Origin of the sequence: Pseudoalteromonas sp. JB197, assembly GCF_002332205.1 — a bacterium.
GTDB lineage: Bacteria > Pseudomonadota > Gammaproteobacteria > Enterobacterales > Alteromonadaceae > Pseudoalteromonas > Pseudoalteromonas nigrifaciens.
In genome coordinates this window covers 1,711,713-1,727,632 of the sequence record NZ_NRGZ01000001.1, presented here as the reverse complement: position 1 = coordinate 1,727,632, position 15,920 = coordinate 1,711,713, and the positions used below count along the sequence as shown (strand labels likewise).

13 protein-coding genes and 7 tRNA genes are annotated in these 15,920 nt (G+C 41.5%); 12 read left to right on the top strand and 8 right to left on the bottom strand.

What is annotated here, in order from left to right:
• Positions 1–43: 43 nt before the first annotated feature.
• Both CIK86_RS08185 and gloB read right to left on the bottom strand, forming a co-directional pair.
• On the bottom strand, positions 44–1,627 hold the full coding sequence (locus CIK86_RS08185; protein WP_011328626.1) for a LysM peptidoglycan-binding domain-containing protein: 1,584 nt from the start codon (positions 1,625–1,627) through the stop codon (positions 44–46).
• Between the two features lie 156 nt (positions 1,628–1,783).
• Entirely contained in the window at positions 1,784–2,557 is a 774-nt protein-coding gene (gloB, locus tag CIK86_RS08180) for a hydroxyacylglutathione hydrolase (RefSeq protein WP_011328625.1), read from the bottom strand.
• Between the two features lie 53 nt (positions 2,558–2,610).
• Between gloB and CIK86_RS08175 the strand changes: the two genes are divergently transcribed.
• Positions 2,611–3,378 (top strand): class I SAM-dependent methyltransferase, encoded by a 768-nt coding sequence (locus tag CIK86_RS08175; protein WP_011328624.1) that lies wholly within the window; start codon positions 2,611–2,613, stop codon positions 3,376–3,378.
• Positions 3,379–3,399: 21 nt separating this feature from the next.
• Here CIK86_RS08175 and rnhA read toward each other — a convergent pair whose 3' ends face one another.
• On the bottom strand, positions 3,400–3,864 hold the full coding sequence (gene rnhA, locus CIK86_RS08170; protein ID WP_086999248.1) for a ribonuclease HI: 465 nt from the start codon (positions 3,862–3,864) through the stop codon (positions 3,400–3,402).
• A gap of 68 nt (positions 3,865–3,932) precedes the next feature.
• Here rnhA and dnaQ point away from each other — a divergent pair, with 68 nt between their 5' ends.
• From dnaQ to CIK86_RS08125, 9 genes are all read left to right on the top strand, one after another.
• On the top strand, positions 3,933–4,646 hold the full coding sequence (gene dnaQ, locus CIK86_RS08165; RefSeq protein WP_086999245.1) for a DNA polymerase III subunit epsilon: 714 nt from the start codon (positions 3,933–3,935) through the stop codon (positions 4,644–4,646).
• A 9-nt stretch (positions 4,647–4,655) separates the two neighbouring features.
• Complete coding sequence (locus tag CIK86_RS08160; protein ID WP_086999242.1) at positions 4,656–6,026, top strand: TIGR03503 family protein; 1,371 nt, start codon at positions 4,656–4,658, stop codon at positions 6,024–6,026.
• Positions 6,027–6,124: 98 nt separating this feature from the next.
• Positions 6,125–6,201 (top strand) — tRNA-Asp (locus tag CIK86_RS08155).
• A gap of 33 nt (positions 6,202–6,234) precedes the next feature.
• Positions 6,235–6,311, top strand: a tRNA-Asp gene (locus CIK86_RS08150).
• Between the two features lie 41 nt (positions 6,312–6,352).
• A tRNA-Asp gene (locus CIK86_RS08145) sits at positions 6,353–6,429 on the top strand.
• 33 nt (positions 6,430–6,462) lie between these two features.
• Positions 6,463–6,539 (top strand) — tRNA-Asp (locus tag CIK86_RS08140).
• 38 nt (positions 6,540–6,577) lie between these two features.
• A tRNA-Asp gene (locus CIK86_RS08135) sits at positions 6,578–6,654 on the top strand.
• Positions 6,655–6,701: 47 nt separating this feature from the next.
• Positions 6,702–6,778 (top strand) — tRNA-Asp (locus tag CIK86_RS08130).
• Between the two features lie 47 nt (positions 6,779–6,825).
• Positions 6,826–6,902, top strand: a tRNA-Asp gene (locus CIK86_RS08125).
• A gap of 109 nt (positions 6,903–7,011) precedes the next feature.
• Here CIK86_RS08125 and CIK86_RS08120 read toward each other — a convergent pair.
• The gene (locus tag CIK86_RS08120) at positions 7,012–8,952 is read right to left on the bottom strand and encodes a S9 family peptidase (protein WP_086999237.1); all 1,941 of its coding nucleotides are present in this window, start codon (positions 8,950–8,952) and stop codon (positions 7,012–7,014) included.
• A 191-nt stretch (positions 8,953–9,143) separates the two neighbouring features.
• Positions 9,144–11,603: an acyl-CoA dehydrogenase FadE gene (gene fadE, locus CIK86_RS08115; RefSeq protein WP_011328618.1), complete on the bottom strand. Its 2,460-nt coding sequence runs from the start codon at positions 11,601–11,603 to the stop codon at positions 9,144–9,146.
• Between the two features lie 312 nt (positions 11,604–11,915).
• Between fadE and CIK86_RS08110 the strand changes: the two genes are divergently transcribed.
• Positions 11,916–12,680: a class II glutamine amidotransferase gene (locus CIK86_RS08110; protein WP_011328617.1), complete on the top strand. Its 765-nt coding sequence runs from the start codon at positions 11,916–11,918 to the stop codon at positions 12,678–12,680.
• A gap of 114 nt (positions 12,681–12,794) precedes the next feature.
• Entirely contained in the window at positions 12,795–13,229 is a 435-nt protein-coding gene (locus CIK86_RS08105; protein WP_011328616.1) for a PACE efflux transporter, read from the top strand.
• A gap of 136 nt (positions 13,230–13,365) precedes the next feature.
• On the opposite strand, the gene CIK86_RS08100 is transcribed toward CIK86_RS08105, so the two are convergent.
• Genes CIK86_RS08100 through purM form a run of 3 tightly spaced genes read right to left on the bottom strand, consistent with a single transcriptional unit; the run spans position 13,366 to position 15,816 of the window.
• The gene (locus CIK86_RS08100; protein ID WP_231613495.1) at positions 13,366–14,163 is read right to left on the bottom strand and encodes a DUF3108 domain-containing protein; all 798 of its coding nucleotides are present in this window, start codon (positions 14,161–14,163) and stop codon (positions 13,366–13,368) included.
• Positions 14,117–14,764, bottom strand: a complete 648-nt coding sequence (gene purN / locus CIK86_RS08095) for a phosphoribosylglycinamide formyltransferase (RefSeq protein WP_011328614.1) — start codon at positions 14,762–14,764, stop codon at positions 14,117–14,119. Before purN ends, CIK86_RS08100 begins: the two co-directional genes overlap by 47 nt.
• On the bottom strand, positions 14,764–15,816 hold the full coding sequence (gene purM, locus CIK86_RS08090; RefSeq protein ID WP_011328613.1) for a phosphoribosylformylglycinamidine cyclo-ligase: 1,053 nt from the start codon (positions 15,814–15,816) through the stop codon (positions 14,764–14,766). The genes purN and purM overlap by 1 nt, the downstream gene beginning before the upstream one ends.
• Between the last annotated feature and the right edge of the window lie 104 nt (positions 15,817–15,920).

Here is a 15,920-nt window from a genome sequence, read left to right as displayed (position 1 = left end):
ATAACTAAGGCGCTATAAGCGCCTTAGTTTTACCTGTTGCAGTTTAACTGCTTCTAACATCTACTTTTAATTTAAGCTTTTGCCCCGGCTGTAAATACTTTTGCCCGGCTAAACTATTCCACTTTATAATGTCGTTTACAGTTAAGTTAAACTTAGACGCAATACGCGCTAACGAATCACCACGGCGCACTTTATACGTAATTGTACGATGCGTTGTGTTTGCTGCTGTCTTTGCTTTATTAGCAGATTTATATACCGTTAGCTTTTGATTTAAACGCAATGTGGCGCTTTTCTTCAGCTTATTCCACTTTGCAAGCTCATCCATAGTGACATCGTATTCACGACTAATATCCCACAGCGTATCACCACTTTTAACCGTATGCGAAAGCTTAGTACGGCTGGTATTATTAGCCGCAGAGCGCATTTGCTCTGGTAAATGTTCGCTATTAATTGCGCCATCAGTTAGTGGCACTAATAGTTGCTGACCGACTCTAATTGTATTTGAGCTTAACTTATTTAATGATCGGATTGCACTGGTGCTGGTGGTAAACTTTTTGGCAATAACCGATAAACTGTCGCCACGCTCAACCGTATATTGCTGCCAGCGTAAGCGGTTTTTAATATCAGTATTAGCTAATTTTTGACTAAACTGCTCAGCTTTATCAACCGGTAATAGTAAAGAATGCGGGCCATTAGGATCGGTTGCCCAACGATTAAAACCAGGGTTTAACCTATACAACTCAGTGAGTGTTATATCGGCCATTTCTGCAGCGAGTGCTAAGTCAATTTGCGAACCAATTTCAACTACTTCAACAACTTGTGCATTTATAATAGGATTCCACGTCACGTTAAAGTCATCTGAGCGCTTTAATAAGTCGGCCAGTGCTAATAATTTTGGTACATAGGCGGTGGTTTCGCTAGGTAAATCAAGTGACCAAAAATCGGTCGGCAAGTGTTTCTTGCGATTCTTTTTAATCGCGCGCAACAAACGACCTTCACCCGAGTTATAAGCTGCAATGGCATTGAGCCAATCGCCCTCAAGGGTTTTGTGTAAATACGACAAGTAATCAAGCGCAGCGCGAGTTGATTGTACTATGTCGCGACGCCCGTCATACCACCAGTTTTGCTTTAAATCGAAACGCTCACCGGTTTGTGGCATAAATTGCCAAATACCCGACGCTGTGCGATGCGAGTAACCAAACGGATCAAAAGCACTCTCTACAATAGGCAGCAGTGCAATTTCGATAGGCATTTCACGTTTTTCTATTTCTTCAACAATAAAATGCAAATAAGGTTCGGCACGCTTCGAAATACGATTTAAATAAGATTGGTGCTTTGCATAATAGTTACGCTCGGTAACTACGGGGCGATTTTGCGGCACCTCTATTGAAAGCTGGTAACGAATACGCTCCCATACATCATCAAAAATAGGTGCTTCAGTGTCAGTATCTTTAACGTGTTGATACTTGGCGCTGCTCATTAATGCATTGCTAATATCGTGTGGACTTGCGCCTCCAAGCTGCTTATTTGCTTGAGTTGCGGCTTGCGAGTCAGTGTTTTCGTTTGTTAACGTTTGACAGCCGCTTAGTGCTAATACTAAAACCAGTAATAGGGGAGATTTATTCATAAATACCAATACATGGGGTAAAAAACTCGGCGAATACTACCCGTTATGAGCTAACATTGCCACTTGTGACCTTTTAAAACACTTAGCAATAATCAAATGCTAATTTTAACTTTTTGATTGCTAAACAAAAAGTACATGTGGCTATTGGTTAGCGGATTAAAAATGGTCTTTGAACTTTCTCAGACCCGCAAAGTTTTCCCAAGGTTCATTGTTTTTTGTAACCGAGCAAAATTCTTTTGGTAATAGTTCAGTAATGTTAGGTAAATCGCTGCGCATAAAGGGGTTTATTTTTAGCTCTTGGCCGATAGTGCTTGGTAAAGTAATTTCATTTTTGCTGCGCAGTTCATCTACTCTTTTACTATAGGCAAGTAGCTCTGGGTTACGCGGTTCAATGGCTGTTGCAAAAGCGAGGTTAGCTTGAGTGTATTCGTGAGTACAGTAAACTTTGCAATCAGCAGGTAATTCGCGCAGTTTATTAAACGAGTGCCACATTTGCTCTGCAGAGCCTTCAAATAAACGCCCACAACCACCACTAAATAAAGTATCACCAGTAAAGGCAAGTTGTTCATTAACATAACAAATATGATCTAGAGTATGCCCGGGTGTCGCTATAATATTAAAAGCAGTATTAAGCACTGTAATACTTTGGCCATCAGTAAGTTGCTGAGTAATCCCCTTAAACGGGCTGTTAGTTGGGCCGTATACAGCAATGTTTGGGTTTTCGCTAACCAGCTTTGCTACGCCATCGGTATGGTCGTAATGATGATGGGTAATTAAAATACCCGCCAAGGTTAAATTATGCTGCGCCAAATAATCAAGTACTGGCTCTGCTTGGCCCGGATCGACTACCCAAGCTTGCGTATTATTGCTTGTAGTTAAGCACCAAATATAATTATCTGAAAAGGCTTTAATTGCTTTGACTTGCACCATGTAACGTTGCTCTATAAAGTGACAGTTAACACCTAGTATAACGAGCTCATAAAATGAAACCAGCCCTTAGTTTTCAAGAAGGACCTAAACCGTTGTCATGGCAGCAGTTTCCTCATGGGGATTATTTACGCTGTGAGATTGAACGTAAATTAGCGCCGTGGCTCCCCCGTATGTTTGGCTACCATATGCTTAAGTTAGGTAGTTTGAGTGGCGAGTTAAACACCAGTAAATGTTTAATAAAACACCAAGTGTGCGTAGCGCAAGCGGGCGCTCACACCGGCGTTATTGCCGATATAGACGAATTACCATTTTATGAGCACACTATTGATGCATGCATTTTAAGCCATTGCTTAGAGTATCACTCAGATCCTCACCATATTTTACGCGAAGCACATCGCACTTTAATTCCAGGTGGGTATATTGTGGTAACAGGCTTTAATCCGTTTAGTTTATGTGGGCTTGCGCAATTATTACCATTTAGTGGTCAGAAACTGCCATGGACAGGGCGTTTTTTTACCCCTGCACGGGTTAAAGATTGGCTTAATTTATTGGGATTTGAAATAGTGAGTGATGAGCGCTTTATTTACTCATCACTGGCGCGAGGTAATAGATTGTCGCGTTTTGCGTTTTGGCGTAGCTTTACCAAACAATACTTAAAACCTATGGGCAGTGTTTACATGCTGGTGGCACGTAAACGTGTTGCACCGCTCACACCCATTAAACCTAAGTGGCATGCTCGCCCGCGCTTTACAACAGTAGAAGGGGGCCTTAGACAAACCTCAAAGCAACACTTAAAGCATTGTGAGCAAAATAAAAAGTAATTTGGTATGTGCTAATCAGCTTTAAGGTTGATAACCTACATCATCGAGTAAATCTTTACTGCCAGCGGCATCGCGCGCTAAGTCATCTACAATTTCATTGTATTTATGACCGCTATGCCCTTTAACCCATTTCCAGGTTACGGTGTGTTTAGCGCACGCTAAATCGAGTCGTTTCCATAAGTCGACATTTTTTACTGGTTTTTTAGCTGAGGTTAACCAGCCGCGCTTTTTCCAATTCGTCATCCAAGACTCAATACCTTGTTTCACATATTGGCTATCGGTAGTGATATTAATAACACATGGGCGAGTTAATACTTCCAGAGCCACAATTGCCCCCAGCATTTCCATGCGATTATTAGTTGTTAGTTTATAACCTTGACTCAATTTTTTTTCATGTTCGTTATAAATCATGAATATACCATAACCACCGGGGCCTGGATTACCTAAACACGAACCATCGGTATAAATCTCTACGGTTTTTTCCACTGTTTTACCTTGATATTATGTACAATAAAGTGATTATAGAAAGATACCAGAGTCAGGATTAATTCGATATGGCACGCAGACAAATAGTTTTAGATACAGAAACCACCGGCATCGACCCTAAACAAGGGCATCGTATTATCGAAATAGGGTGTGTTGAATTAGTAAATCGCCGCTTAACCGGCAATAACTTTCATGTGTATATTAACCCGCAGCGTAACAGTGAAGAAGAAGCAATAGATGTTCACGGTATCACTAATGAGTTTTTACGTGATAAACCACTGTTTCATCAAATTGCTCAAGAGTTTTTTGATTATATTAAGGGTGCAGAACTGGTTATTCATAATGCGCCGTTCGATATTGGCCATATGGATAACGAATTTTCTCTGCTTAACCAGGGCTATCCTAAAACGGCCACCTTCTGTCAAGTACTCGACACGCTTAAAATGGCGCGTGACTTGCATCCAGGACAAAAGAACAACCTAGATGCGTTATGCCGTCGTTACGACGTAGATAACGCTAAGCGAACCTTGCACGGCGCATTACTGGATTCTGAAATATTAGCCGACGTTTACCTAGCAATGACTGGCGGACAAGTTAAGCTAAATTTGAATCAAAACAAAAATGACGATACCGAACAGCAAAAAGGCGGAATACGACGCTTAAGCGCCCAAAGAGCACCTCTTGTAGTATTAAGCGCCAGTGAGGCAGAACAAGCTGCACACGAAGCACGATTAGATATTGTTAATAATGAAGGCGGCCACTGTATATGGCGCGCTGATTAAGGCCATATTATGAAAACCTTTTATTTGGTAACCGCATTAGTATCTGCTAGTTTTTTTGCAACCAGCGCATATGGCGTTAAACAAGTTGAAGTACTAAAGCGTGATGGGAGGCAAAATGAAATCCCTTTATTAGATAATCGTTTTCGTATTGATAGCCATATTGATGAAATAACGTTACTTTTTTTTAGAAAACCAGGCACTCCAGCGGTAATTTTAGTTAGGCCTGATGGCGGTAAGTATGCAGTGACAGATCTAGCTAAAAACCTAGATCTTGATTGGTATGATGAAGTTGGCTACGACATTATTCGCATTAAAAATCCCATGCCGGGCCCTTGGCAAGCTATTGGTAATATTTTGCCTAAAAGTCGAATAGTGGTGCTAGGGGAAATAACACTCGAGACAGAGCCATTTCCTACAATGCTGTTTCAAGGTGAAAAAATAAAAATGACGGGAAGGGTCTTAAATGATGGTGAACCAATCAATGCAGATCTTTTTAACGATGTAGTAGATTTAAAAATAGATTTTATTAGTACAAATAATGAAAAATTTGCCAACTTTGGAGCGGGCAGAGAGGAAGTAGCTAGGTTCAAGGATGATGGGTATGGTTTAGATGAGCGTCAGAAGGATGGCGTATTTACGGGGGAGCTTAATTTAGATTTCATAGCAGGGGAGTGGACTCCAGTGCTTTATATTAAAACGCCGTTATTAGAAAGAAGCGTAGTGCAAGATGCTTTAATAGTGCACCAACCACCTTTTAGTTATGAAATCGAGCCTGCAGAGCAAGATATAAATAACCACCTGCTGACTATTAATTTAGATGACACAATAGTTAAGCCAGAAACCGTAATTATGCAGGGTAAAATTTACTACCCTAATAACGAAGAGCAAATGTTTAGTATAGAGTCGGATGCACAACATACGAGGCAGTTAGCAATTAAAAATTATGGTTGGGGTCGATATAGTGTCGAGCTGTCTATTTTTGGCACAAATATAAAGGGTCGTGAGTTTATGGCAACGCTGCCAACGTACAAATTTGAAATTGCACGCCCAATAGAAGCGATACCAGCAGTTGATCCAGCGACCATAATTCCACCTGATTTAATGATTGAGAGTGAACCCGTAGCAGAAAAAATAGCGAATTGGGTTTTACTCAGCTTAATTATTGTTGGAAATCTGTGCGTTTTATTAATGGGTTGGCTGGCAATTCGTATTTTTGTACAGAAAAAATCGCTTAAATTTAAAGTGAAGCTGCCTTTTATAAATAAAAAGACAACAACAAATGACGATGTTGGTAATTCTGAAAAAAAGCAAAGTACTAAAAACGGCTCAAAAAATGACAAAAGCGGTGAAATTTTAAACCTTTCGATGACAGATGACTAAAAAACCTAAATAAAAGCGAAAAAGCCCTTGACGAAATAGGGGCTGGTTCGTATTATTCACGCCGCTGTCAGGGGAGACTCAAACAGCAACGAAAATGTGGAGTGGTAGTTCAGTTGGTTAGAATACCGGCCTGTCACGCCGGGGGTCGCGGGTTCGAGTCCCGTCCACTCCGCCAATAAGAAAAAAGATAACAGTTTAAATATACGCTGGAGTGGTAGTTCAGTTGGTTAGAATACCGGCCTGTCACGCCGGGGGTCGCGGGTTCGAGTCCCGTCCACTCCGCCAACGCTTACACAACATATGGTTGTAAAACATATTCTTATTCTGGAGTGGTAGTTCAGTTGGTTAGAATACCGGCCTGTCACGCCGGGGGTCGCGGGTTCGAGTCCCGTCCACTCCGCCAATAAGAAAAAAGATAACAGTTTAAATATACGCTGGAGTGGTAGTTCAGTTGGTTAGAATACCGGCCTGTCACGCCGGGGGTCGCGGGTTCGAGTCCCGTCCACTCCGCCAACTATTTAAACATTGTTATAGTATAAAATTTGTATGCTGGAGTGGTAGTTCAGTTGGTTAGAATACCGGCCTGTCACGCCGGGGGTCGCGGGTTCGAGTCCCGTCCACTCCGCCAACAAATTAAGTAATACAAGTAAAGTTAAAGTAATATGATATCTCTGCGGAGTGGTAGTTCAGTTGGTTAGAATACCGGCCTGTCACGCCGGGGGTCGCGGGTTCGAGTCCCGTCCACTCCGCCAACAAATTAAGTAATACAAGTAAAGTTAAAGTAATATGATATCTCTGCGGAGTGGTAGTTCAGTTGGTTAGAATACCGGCCTGTCACGCCGGGGGTCGCGGGTTCGAGTCCCGTCCACTCCGCCACTTGTTATTTCCTCAATAACAAGTTTGAATACAATCAAAATCATAAATTACATTTCTTAGCACATAAAAAAGCCCACAAAGATGCAGGCATAAATTAATCAGTGCAAACTTATTCAGCTTTTAAATACTGCTCTAAAAATTTCAAGTAAGCGTTTGATGCCGTGATCCGATTTTCTTTTTTGCTAAAACCATGACCTTCATCGTCAAACAATACATACTCAACTGGTACGCCATTGGCTTTAAGTGCAGCTACAAGCTCATCACTTTCAACTTGTAACACGCGCGGATCGTTAGCGCCTTGAATAACCATAAGTGGCTTAATGATGTTTCTAGCGTGGAATAACGGTGAAATGGCGCGGTGACGATCACCGTCTGTTGCCGGATCGCCCATTTCGTCGTACAGCGACTTTTTAAAGCTCTCCCACCAAGGTGGAATAGAATTAAGTGTACGTACCCAGTTGGTTACTCCAAAAATATTAATCCCAACTTTAAACTCTTCGGGTTCAAAGGCAAGGGCTGCCGCGGTCATAAAGCCGCCATAGCTACCACCCATAATGCCAATTTTATCGGTATCGACCCACTCTAAGCTCTGTAAATGTTTTTTGCCGTATACAATATCTTGTAGGTCATCGGTGCCGTGCTTTTTATCATCTAAATGAAAAAAGGTTTTACCATAGCCCGAGCTGCCTCGATTATTAACTGCAAAAATGGCGTAACCATGATTTACCAAATGCTGTTGCATCGCACTATAACCGGTACGGCTTTGTCCGCCTGGCCCACCGTGCACCCAAATTAACGCAGGCACTTTGTTGGTGCTACTCGCTTGCTTGGGTTTATATAAAACACCTGGTATTTCTAAACCATCAAAGCTCTTAAAGCGTACTATAGTGCTTTGCACTAAATCGTTTTGATTAATTTTTTTACTGAGGGTATTAGTTAATTGCTGCGTGTTATTACTGCCTACTTGCCATACAAATAAATTACTAGGTGCAGTGTCTGAATTTAAATAAAAGGCCATGCTTTGCTCATCAGCTGAAAAGCTCACACCCCGTAAATTACCTGCCGGTAGCTTAGGCATGGCAATTTCTTTATTCGTTTGCGTATCGATCACGGTTACTTTAGTGCTGGCATCGGCGTTCACACCACTTACCTGGTAGCGCCCCGACGTTGAAAAATAAATAAAGGTTACGTCCCAGTCATCGGCTAAAGCTGGGCTGTGCTCGCCAGAAGCTAGGTCATAACGCCACATCTGCGAAAACTCGCCTTTAGCGTCTGTAGAGTAGTATAAGTATTTGTTATCGGCAGAGAAGGTTTCAGGGCTGTATTGAGCAGGTGTATGGTGTTTTGAAATTAACTGTGGCTTTAGTGTTTTAGTATAAGTATCTAAAATAAAGGTATCGCTGTCTTTGTTGCTATTACTTTTAGACAGCGCAATAAAACGACCATTTGGGCTTATTGCACCTACATTTAGTCCTAAAGTATTTTGATAAACAGGCGTCACTTTATAGGTTTTACTATTAACGCGATATAAATCCATAAACTTAGCATCACGCTGATTGCTGGTAATAAAAAATTGGCTGGCATTTTTAGTGAAGCCGGCAAAACTAGCGCGGGTTTCATCCCCTGGGGTTAAGTCTTTTACTGTGCCGTCAGTTTCGCGTACATAAATATGAAAGCGTTCGTTACCGCCCGTGTCTTTGGTAAACAACACTCGCTCATCATTTGGAAAATAGCGGATAGGGTAGGTACTGTCGGTAAAATCGGTTAAGCGAGTTTTGCCGCCTGTTTGGACATTAACCTCATATAGGCTGTAAATGCCACTTTCATCACTACTGACTAAAATTTTATCGCCATGGGGTGAAAAGCTACTCCCCATTATTGAGGTGGTATCAAAAAATGTTTCAGCTGAGTAGGTGCTCAGTTCTTTTACATGCGCTTTAGAGCTGGTTAGCGGGGCTGTATATGAGGATGAGTTGGTTGATTCACTGCAACCAGAGAGCGCTAGGGTAACTGCGCATGTAATTATTGTAAGTTTAATAATTTGCTTCATTGTTACGTTCCTTCACTGTTGTTTTTATAACCCGAATTTAGGTTAAAGTATTTATAGCAGTTTTACCTGAACAGTTTTTAAACGCAATAAGCAGCTGATTTTATGTACAATAAAAGTGTATCAAAATCTTACACATAAAAAAGCCAGCACATAATGTGCTGGCTTTTATAACTTAAAAGTAGATGTTGGGCTTATTTAGCGGCATCAGTTTTTTTAGGTTTATTATTACGAGCTGCTTTACCAGCGAGTAAATCAGCAGGATCAAAGTCGTCAACGTTTATAACGTCTAAACGAGCTTGTTCTACAGCGGCTAACTTGTCAGCTTCTGCTTGGCTTAAAATACCAGCCTCAAGACCCATTTGCGCTACTTTATCAAGCTGAAAGAATGGCAGTTTAAGGCCTTTTTCTTTACATACACGGTCAAATAATGGCTCAACTTCAAGTACGTCTTTAAGCGTTTGCTCTTGACGGCCTACAAGGTTAAGCGGCTCATTTGTTAAATACACATAGCTTGCCAAACGATTACGCGTTTCGCTAGGTACTTGTAGTATTTGCGCTAATTTGTGTTCAAGTTGGTCGGTAGGTTTACGAACCGGACGGCCAAACGGGAATAACAATACTTTTAATACGCCACGCAGTGGAGCAGAAGGCATGTTATTAATTAAATCAGCAAGTGCGCGTTGACAATGATACAGGTGATCTTGACAGCTCCACTGTACTAACGGGAAGTCTTCTTTTTTACGGCCTTCGTCGTTATAACGTTTAAGCGTTGCAGACACTAAGTATAGGTAGCTTAGTAAGTCACCTAAGCGAGCAGAAATACGCTCTTTACGTTTTAGTGAGCCACCAAATACTGCCATGCTAATGTCAGACATAAGTGCAAGTGATGCACTAAAGCGCGACGCTATACGGTAAAACTCAGCGGTTTCGTCTTTGTACGGCACACTTGTAAAACGAGCACCCGTTAACGCGAGCCATTTAGTGCGCACAAGGTTAGACATGGTAAAGCCAATGTGACCCATTAATGCTTTATCAAATACGTTTAGCGCTTCTTCACGGTCTTCAATTTCGCACGCACCTAGTTCGGTAAGTACAAACGGGTGACAGCGAATTGCACCTTGACCATAAATAATCATATTACGGGTCAAAATGTTGGCACCTTCAACGGTAATCGCAATAGGTGCACCTTGATAACCACGGCCTAAATAGTTATTTGGCCCAAGCATGATGCCCTTACCGCCAAGTACGTCCATGGCGTGCAGGGTAGAGTCACGCATTTGTTCTGTAAGGTGGTATTTAATAATAGCCGAAACAACCGAAGGTTTTTCGCCTAAATCTACCGCACCGGTAGACATGCTTACGGCAGCATCAGAGCTATATGCATAACCAGCAAGTTTTGCTAACGACTCTTCAACGCCTTCCATTTTACCAATAGGTAAGCGGAACTGGCGACGAATACGGCTGTAGGCACCGGTTGCAACAGCAATCATTTTAATGCCACCGGCTGAGTTTGACGGCAATGTAATTGCACGGCCAACCGATAAACACTCAACCAGCATACGCCAGCCTTGGCCTGCCATATCTGGCCCACCAATAATGTAATCAAGCGGTACGAATATATCTTTACCCTGCGTAGGACCATTTTGAAACGGCACATTAAGCGGGAAGTGGCGACGACCAATTTCAACCCCTGGAGTATCGGTTGGAATAAGTGCACAGGTAATGCCTGGCTCTTTATTATCACCAATTAAACCATCAGGATCTTGTAATTTAAATGCAAGCCCTAGTACCGTAGCCACAGGTGCAAGCGTAATATAACGCTTGTTCCATGTAAGGCTAACACCTACAACTTCTTCACCTTTCCATTGTCCTTTACATACTACACCGTAGTCTGGAATTGAGCTTGCATCAGAACCTGCTTCTGGCGAGGTTAATGCAAAACATGGAATTTCTTGGCCACTGGCAAGGCGCGGTAAGTAATGGTCTTTTTGCTCTTTTGTTCCATAGTGCTGGAGTAATTCACCAGGACCTAATGAGTTTGGTACGCCAACAATTGACGAAAGTAAGGTTGATTTACTGGTTAGCTTTTGTAGTACGCACGACTGTGCAAATGCTGAGAACTGTAAACCGCCATATTCTTTTTTGATGATCATGGCAAAAAATTTGTTATCTTTTAGGTATTGCCATACATCTTGAGGAAGATCGGTAAGTTCGTGTGTTGCTTCCCAGTCATCGAGCATACTACACACTACTTCAACAGGGCCATCGATAAAGGCTTGTTCTTCAATAGTTAGCTTAGGCACTGGATATTGGTGTAACTTTTTCCAATCTGGGTTACCACAAAATAAATCAGCTTCCCACCATGTTGTACCGGCATCAATGGCTGACTTTTCAGTATCAGACATGCTAGGCGTTACTTTTTTAAACATAGTAAAAAGAGGCTTAACAATATATTGCTGGCGAATACCAGTAACAGAGAGAGGCACCGCTATAATTAAAAATATTATCCAACTAATTAAACCAAAAGCACCCGCAAAGGTACCAATTAATAATGTTGCAATAGAAACACCAAGTGCGGTGTTCCAACTTGCTCTGTGGTAAACCGCTGCGCTGAGCAGTGCGATTAAACCGAGTGTAAATATGAGTGTCATTGCTAATTCCTTATTAGAGGTCAGACCACCTTAGTTAGAGTAGCGTTAGTAACGCTAAGTTTCAAGTACCTTACGTAGTTAAATTTTAATCAAAATAACCGTAAAAAAGCAGCTCATTTAATAGAGTCAGCGTTAATAAAGTAAGTTACAGCTTTAGTCTATGCATTCATAGCGACAAAAAAAATTTAATCTAATAGTAAAATGTTATTTTTTAAGTAAATATAGACGCCCGTACACATAACTAAATAGTGTACGCTTAATATAAAAATATAACGTTATTTATTAATACGTGGTTTAAAGGTTATTTATTTTATGTGTGAACTTCTTGGCATGTCAGCGAATGTGCCTACAGATATTTGTTTTAGTTTTTCGGGGCTGCTGGAGCGCGGGGGTAATACTGGGCCACATAGAGATGGGTGGGGTATTACATTTTACGAAGGCAAAGGCTGCAGAACCTTTAAAGATCCGCAGCCGAGCTACCAGTCAGAAATAGCGAAGTTAGTTAAAGCATACCCGATTAAAAGTGTGTCAGTTATTAGCCATATTCGCCAAGGTAACCGCGGTAAAGTATGCCTTGAAAACACGCACCCGTTTACGCGTGAACTGTGGGGGCGCGAAATTACTTATGCGCATAACGGCCAGTTATCTAATTACCATGATTTAAAGCCTGATCATTACCGACCTGTTGGCGATACTGACAGCGAGTTGGCTTTTTGCTGGCTGCTGGATCAAATACGCACTAAGTACCCAAATAAGCCAGAGGATATGGCATCGGTATTTCGTTATGCAGCAACGCTTTCGCATACACTGCGTGAAAAGGGCGTTTTTAATATGCTGCTGACCGATGGCGTATTTGTTTTAGCTTACTGTACCAATAACTTACATTACATAACTCGCCGTGCGCCCTTTGGAAAAGCGACCTTGATTGATGCTGACATGGTGGTCGATTTTAACGAAGAAACCACGCCCAACGATATTGTTAGTGTTATAGCAACAAAACCACTGACTAACGACGAGCGCTGGAAAAAAATGCAGCCGGGTGAGTTTGTATTATTTAAGATGGGTGAATTGATTTAAGCTTGTTTTTTGCCTTTAGCGCTTAGTTGAGAGGCAAACAACTGTTGTAGTAAAGTAGACGCGGGCTTTTATATTGAGCTGACCCAGTACATTATTTATTATCGGAATTATATTATGACTCCTAAAAAACGCCGTATTCTACAAGCTGTGTTGTATGAATTATTTGCCATTGCTTTTGTTGGTCCTATTATAAGTTTTATGTTTGATAAATCAGCAACTTCAGCGATAGGCCTCGCTTTTGTATTATCCAGCGTAGCACTTAGCTGGAACTATGTATTTAATGCGTTATTTGAGCGCTGGGAGTCTCAGCAAACAATAAAAGGTCGCTCATTCAATCGTCGCTTATTACACGGAATTGGCTTTGAAGGTGGCCTTGTTTTAATTTTAGTGCCGGTTATGGCGCTGTGGTTGAAAATTTCAGTGCTTAGTGCGTTTATAGCGAACCTTGGATTTTTTATATTCTTTTTTGTTTATGCAATTGTTTTTACATGGGCGTTCGATCGAGTTTTTGGCTTGCCAGCTTCTGCGCAGCAGCAAAGTGAAGCATAATAAAGCTTAACTTTTAGATTTAATCGCGAAAAAAACGTATATATAAAGCGCGATTTGCATCGCGCTTTATATAAACTAATAGTAATAAAGATATAAACTAATAGTAATAAAGCCATTTGTAGCTAAAAATAATTGCTTACTCTGGGCTTGTTACTTTTTTAATATCAGCAGGTGGGGCAATGACAGGTGTTGTCACGGTAAATGAGTTTATTTGCACTTCAAATTGTTCCATTCCTTTTTCACCTTTCCACATACGCACTAACATGTAATCCATTTCTGGTGCAAACCAAGCAAGTGCTTGGCGTTTGTCGTTATCGTATAAGCGTTTTACTTTAATTGCTTCTACGTTGCCGATAGGTAATGAAATCATCTCTGTTGCAACAACTTCAAAATTGTAGTCGCGGCGATTACCTTTTTTATCGATTAATGGGAATGAAAAACTGGTTTCGCCTTTTTTCAAACCTTCGCGCACTTGTACCTGATACGAAATAGCATCTTGAAAGTCATCAGTCCATTCGCATTCAAGCGGGTATTCGCTGCGACTACTGTTAACTACTTTTTTTTGTGCGTCAAAATCAATATTGTAATCTTTATCAGGACCAGTGCCGGTACGGATCATTGAATAATGATGCGGGCTCACTTTGCCATCTTTAAAGGTAAATTTAGAGGTTTCCTGGCGTGAGTCAGAAAAAATCATCCACTCAATATTGCTGTGATAGGTTAACTCGTAGTTATCGTCACTTATCTTTTTGAGTTCACGTACGGCTTCACCATGATTTTTACCTTTGCGTAAAATATCATACTTAGCTTCGTACTGTGTCAATTCGCCGGCAATAAGGCTAGTTGGAAGTAAAGTGCCCACACATAATAGCAGGGCACTTATTTTTTTATTGTGGGTACTGCGCGCCGTGTGCAGGAAGTTTTGTTTCGTCAAGAACTGCATAATCTGCTTCCATAGTTAGTCTGTGTTCACTGAACCACTTGACCACCAAAGGATAAATTATATGCTCTTGTTCGTGCACGCGTTTTGCTAATGTGTCTGCTGTATCATCCTTGAGTACAGGTACTTTTGCCTGAAGTATAACCGGACCTCCGTCTAGCTCTTCAGTTACAAAATGAACACTTACGCCATGAACATCATCATTTGCATCAATTGCTCTTTGGTGGGTATTCAGCCCCTGGTACTTAGGCAACAAAGATGGATGAATGTTCAACATTTTTCCAATATATTTTTGCACCAAGTTAGGAGTAAGAATACGCATAAACCCAGCTAATACAACTAGATTCGGTATAAAAGAGTCAATGATGCTCATTAACTGTGTATCGTAGGCCTCGCGTGAGTCAAAATCTTTATGACTCAGCACTTGTGTAGCAATGCCAGCTTGCTTAGCACGTTCAAGGCCATAAGCGTCTGCTTTGTTACTAATAACAGCCGCTATTTGCGCATTTATCTCGCCACTTTCACAGGCATCAATAATGGCTTGTAAATTAGAGCCACCGCCTGAAATTAAAACTACAAGACGAGTGGGTGCCATTACTTAGCGCCACCTACAATTTCAACTTGCTCTTCGCCAGGCGCTGCGTCTTGAATTTCACCAAGGTGCCATGCGTTTTCGCCCAAGTCTTTTAGCATGCTCAAACTTTGCTCAAGTTTGTCGGCTGGAACAACTAATACCATGCCTACACCACAGTTAAATGTGCGGTACATTTCATGCGTAGTAATGTTACCGTTTTCTTGTAACCAGTTAAAAATAGGTGGCCACTGCCAGCTATCGCCTTTTACTACTGCTTTTGCAGAGGCAGGTAATACGCGTGGGATATTTTCCCAAAAGCCGCCACCGGTAATGTGCGAAAGCGCGTGTACGTCAACGTGCTTGAATAACTCAAGCAGTGGTTTAACGTAAATGCGAGTAGGTTCAAGCAATGTTTCGCCTAATGTTTTGCCTTCAAAATCAGCGCTTGTATCTGCGTTAGATACTTCAAGTACTTTGCGAATTAGCGAGAAACCATTTGAATGCGGACCACTTGAAGCAAGGGCAATAAGTTGATCGCCCGCGGCTACTTTAGTGCCATCAATAATTTTTGATTTTTCTACAACACCGGTACAAAAACCAGCCATGTCGTAGTCTTCGCCGTCGTACATACCAGGCATTTCTGCGGTTTCGCCACCAATAAGGGCACAGCCAGAAATTTCACAGCCTTTACCAATGCCGGTTACTACGTCTGCGGCAGTGTCTACGTCTAGCTTACCTGTTGCATAGTAATCTAGGAAAAACAGCGGTTCAGCACCTTGAACAATTAAATCGTTTACACACATAGCGACCAAGTCGATACCTACAGTGTCGTGCTTTTTAAGATCGATAGCTAAACGTAACTTAGTACCCACACCATCAGTGCCGGCAACTAATACTGGTTGCTTATAACCTGCTGGAATTTCGCAAAGTGCGCCAAAACCACCAATACCGCCCATTACTTCAGGACGACGAGTTTTTTTAACCACCCCTTTAATACGCTCAACAAGTGCATTACCAGCGTCGATATCTACGCCCGCGTCTTTATAGCTTAGAGACTGTTTTTGTTCGCTCACAGGTTTTCCTCAAAATAGTTGTTTTGGGTTGCTTAGAAACGCGCGTATTTTACAACAATTGCGTAACCGCGGCTAGCGTAAATATAGTATTGAAATAATTGACA

Coding starts and splice junctions, on each gene's coding strand:
- CIK86_RS08185 (WP_011328626.1), bottom strand. CDS start 1,627: ATGAATAAATCTCCCCTATTACTGGTTTTAGTATTAGCACTAAGCGGC.
- gloB (WP_011328625.1), bottom strand. CDS start 2,557: ATGGTGCAAGTCAAAGCAATTAAAGCCTTTTCAGATAATTATATTTGG.
- CIK86_RS08175 (WP_011328624.1), top strand. CDS start 2,611: ATGAAACCAGCCCTTAGTTTTCAAGAAGGACCTAAACCGTTGTCATGG.
- dnaQ (WP_086999245.1), top strand. CDS start 3,933: ATGGCACGCAGACAAATAGTTTTAGATACAGAAACCACCGGCATCGAC.
- CIK86_RS08160 (WP_086999242.1), top strand. CDS start 4,656: ATGAAAACCTTTTATTTGGTAACCGCATTAGTATCTGCTAGTTTTTTT.
- CIK86_RS08120 (WP_086999237.1), bottom strand. CDS start 8,952: ATGAAGCAAATTATTAAACTTACAATAATTACATGCGCAGTTACCCTA.
- fadE (WP_011328618.1), bottom strand. CDS start 11,603: ATGACACTCATATTTACACTCGGTTTAATCGCACTGCTCAGCGCAGCG.
- CIK86_RS08110 (WP_011328617.1), top strand. CDS start 11,916: ATGTGTGAACTTCTTGGCATGTCAGCGAATGTGCCTACAGATATTTGT.
- CIK86_RS08105 (WP_011328616.1), top strand. CDS start 12,795: ATGACTCCTAAAAAACGCCGTATTCTACAAGCTGTGTTGTATGAATTA.
- purN (WP_011328614.1), bottom strand. CDS start 14,764: ATGGCACCCACTCGTCTTGTAGTTTTAATTTCAGGCGGTGGCTCTAAT.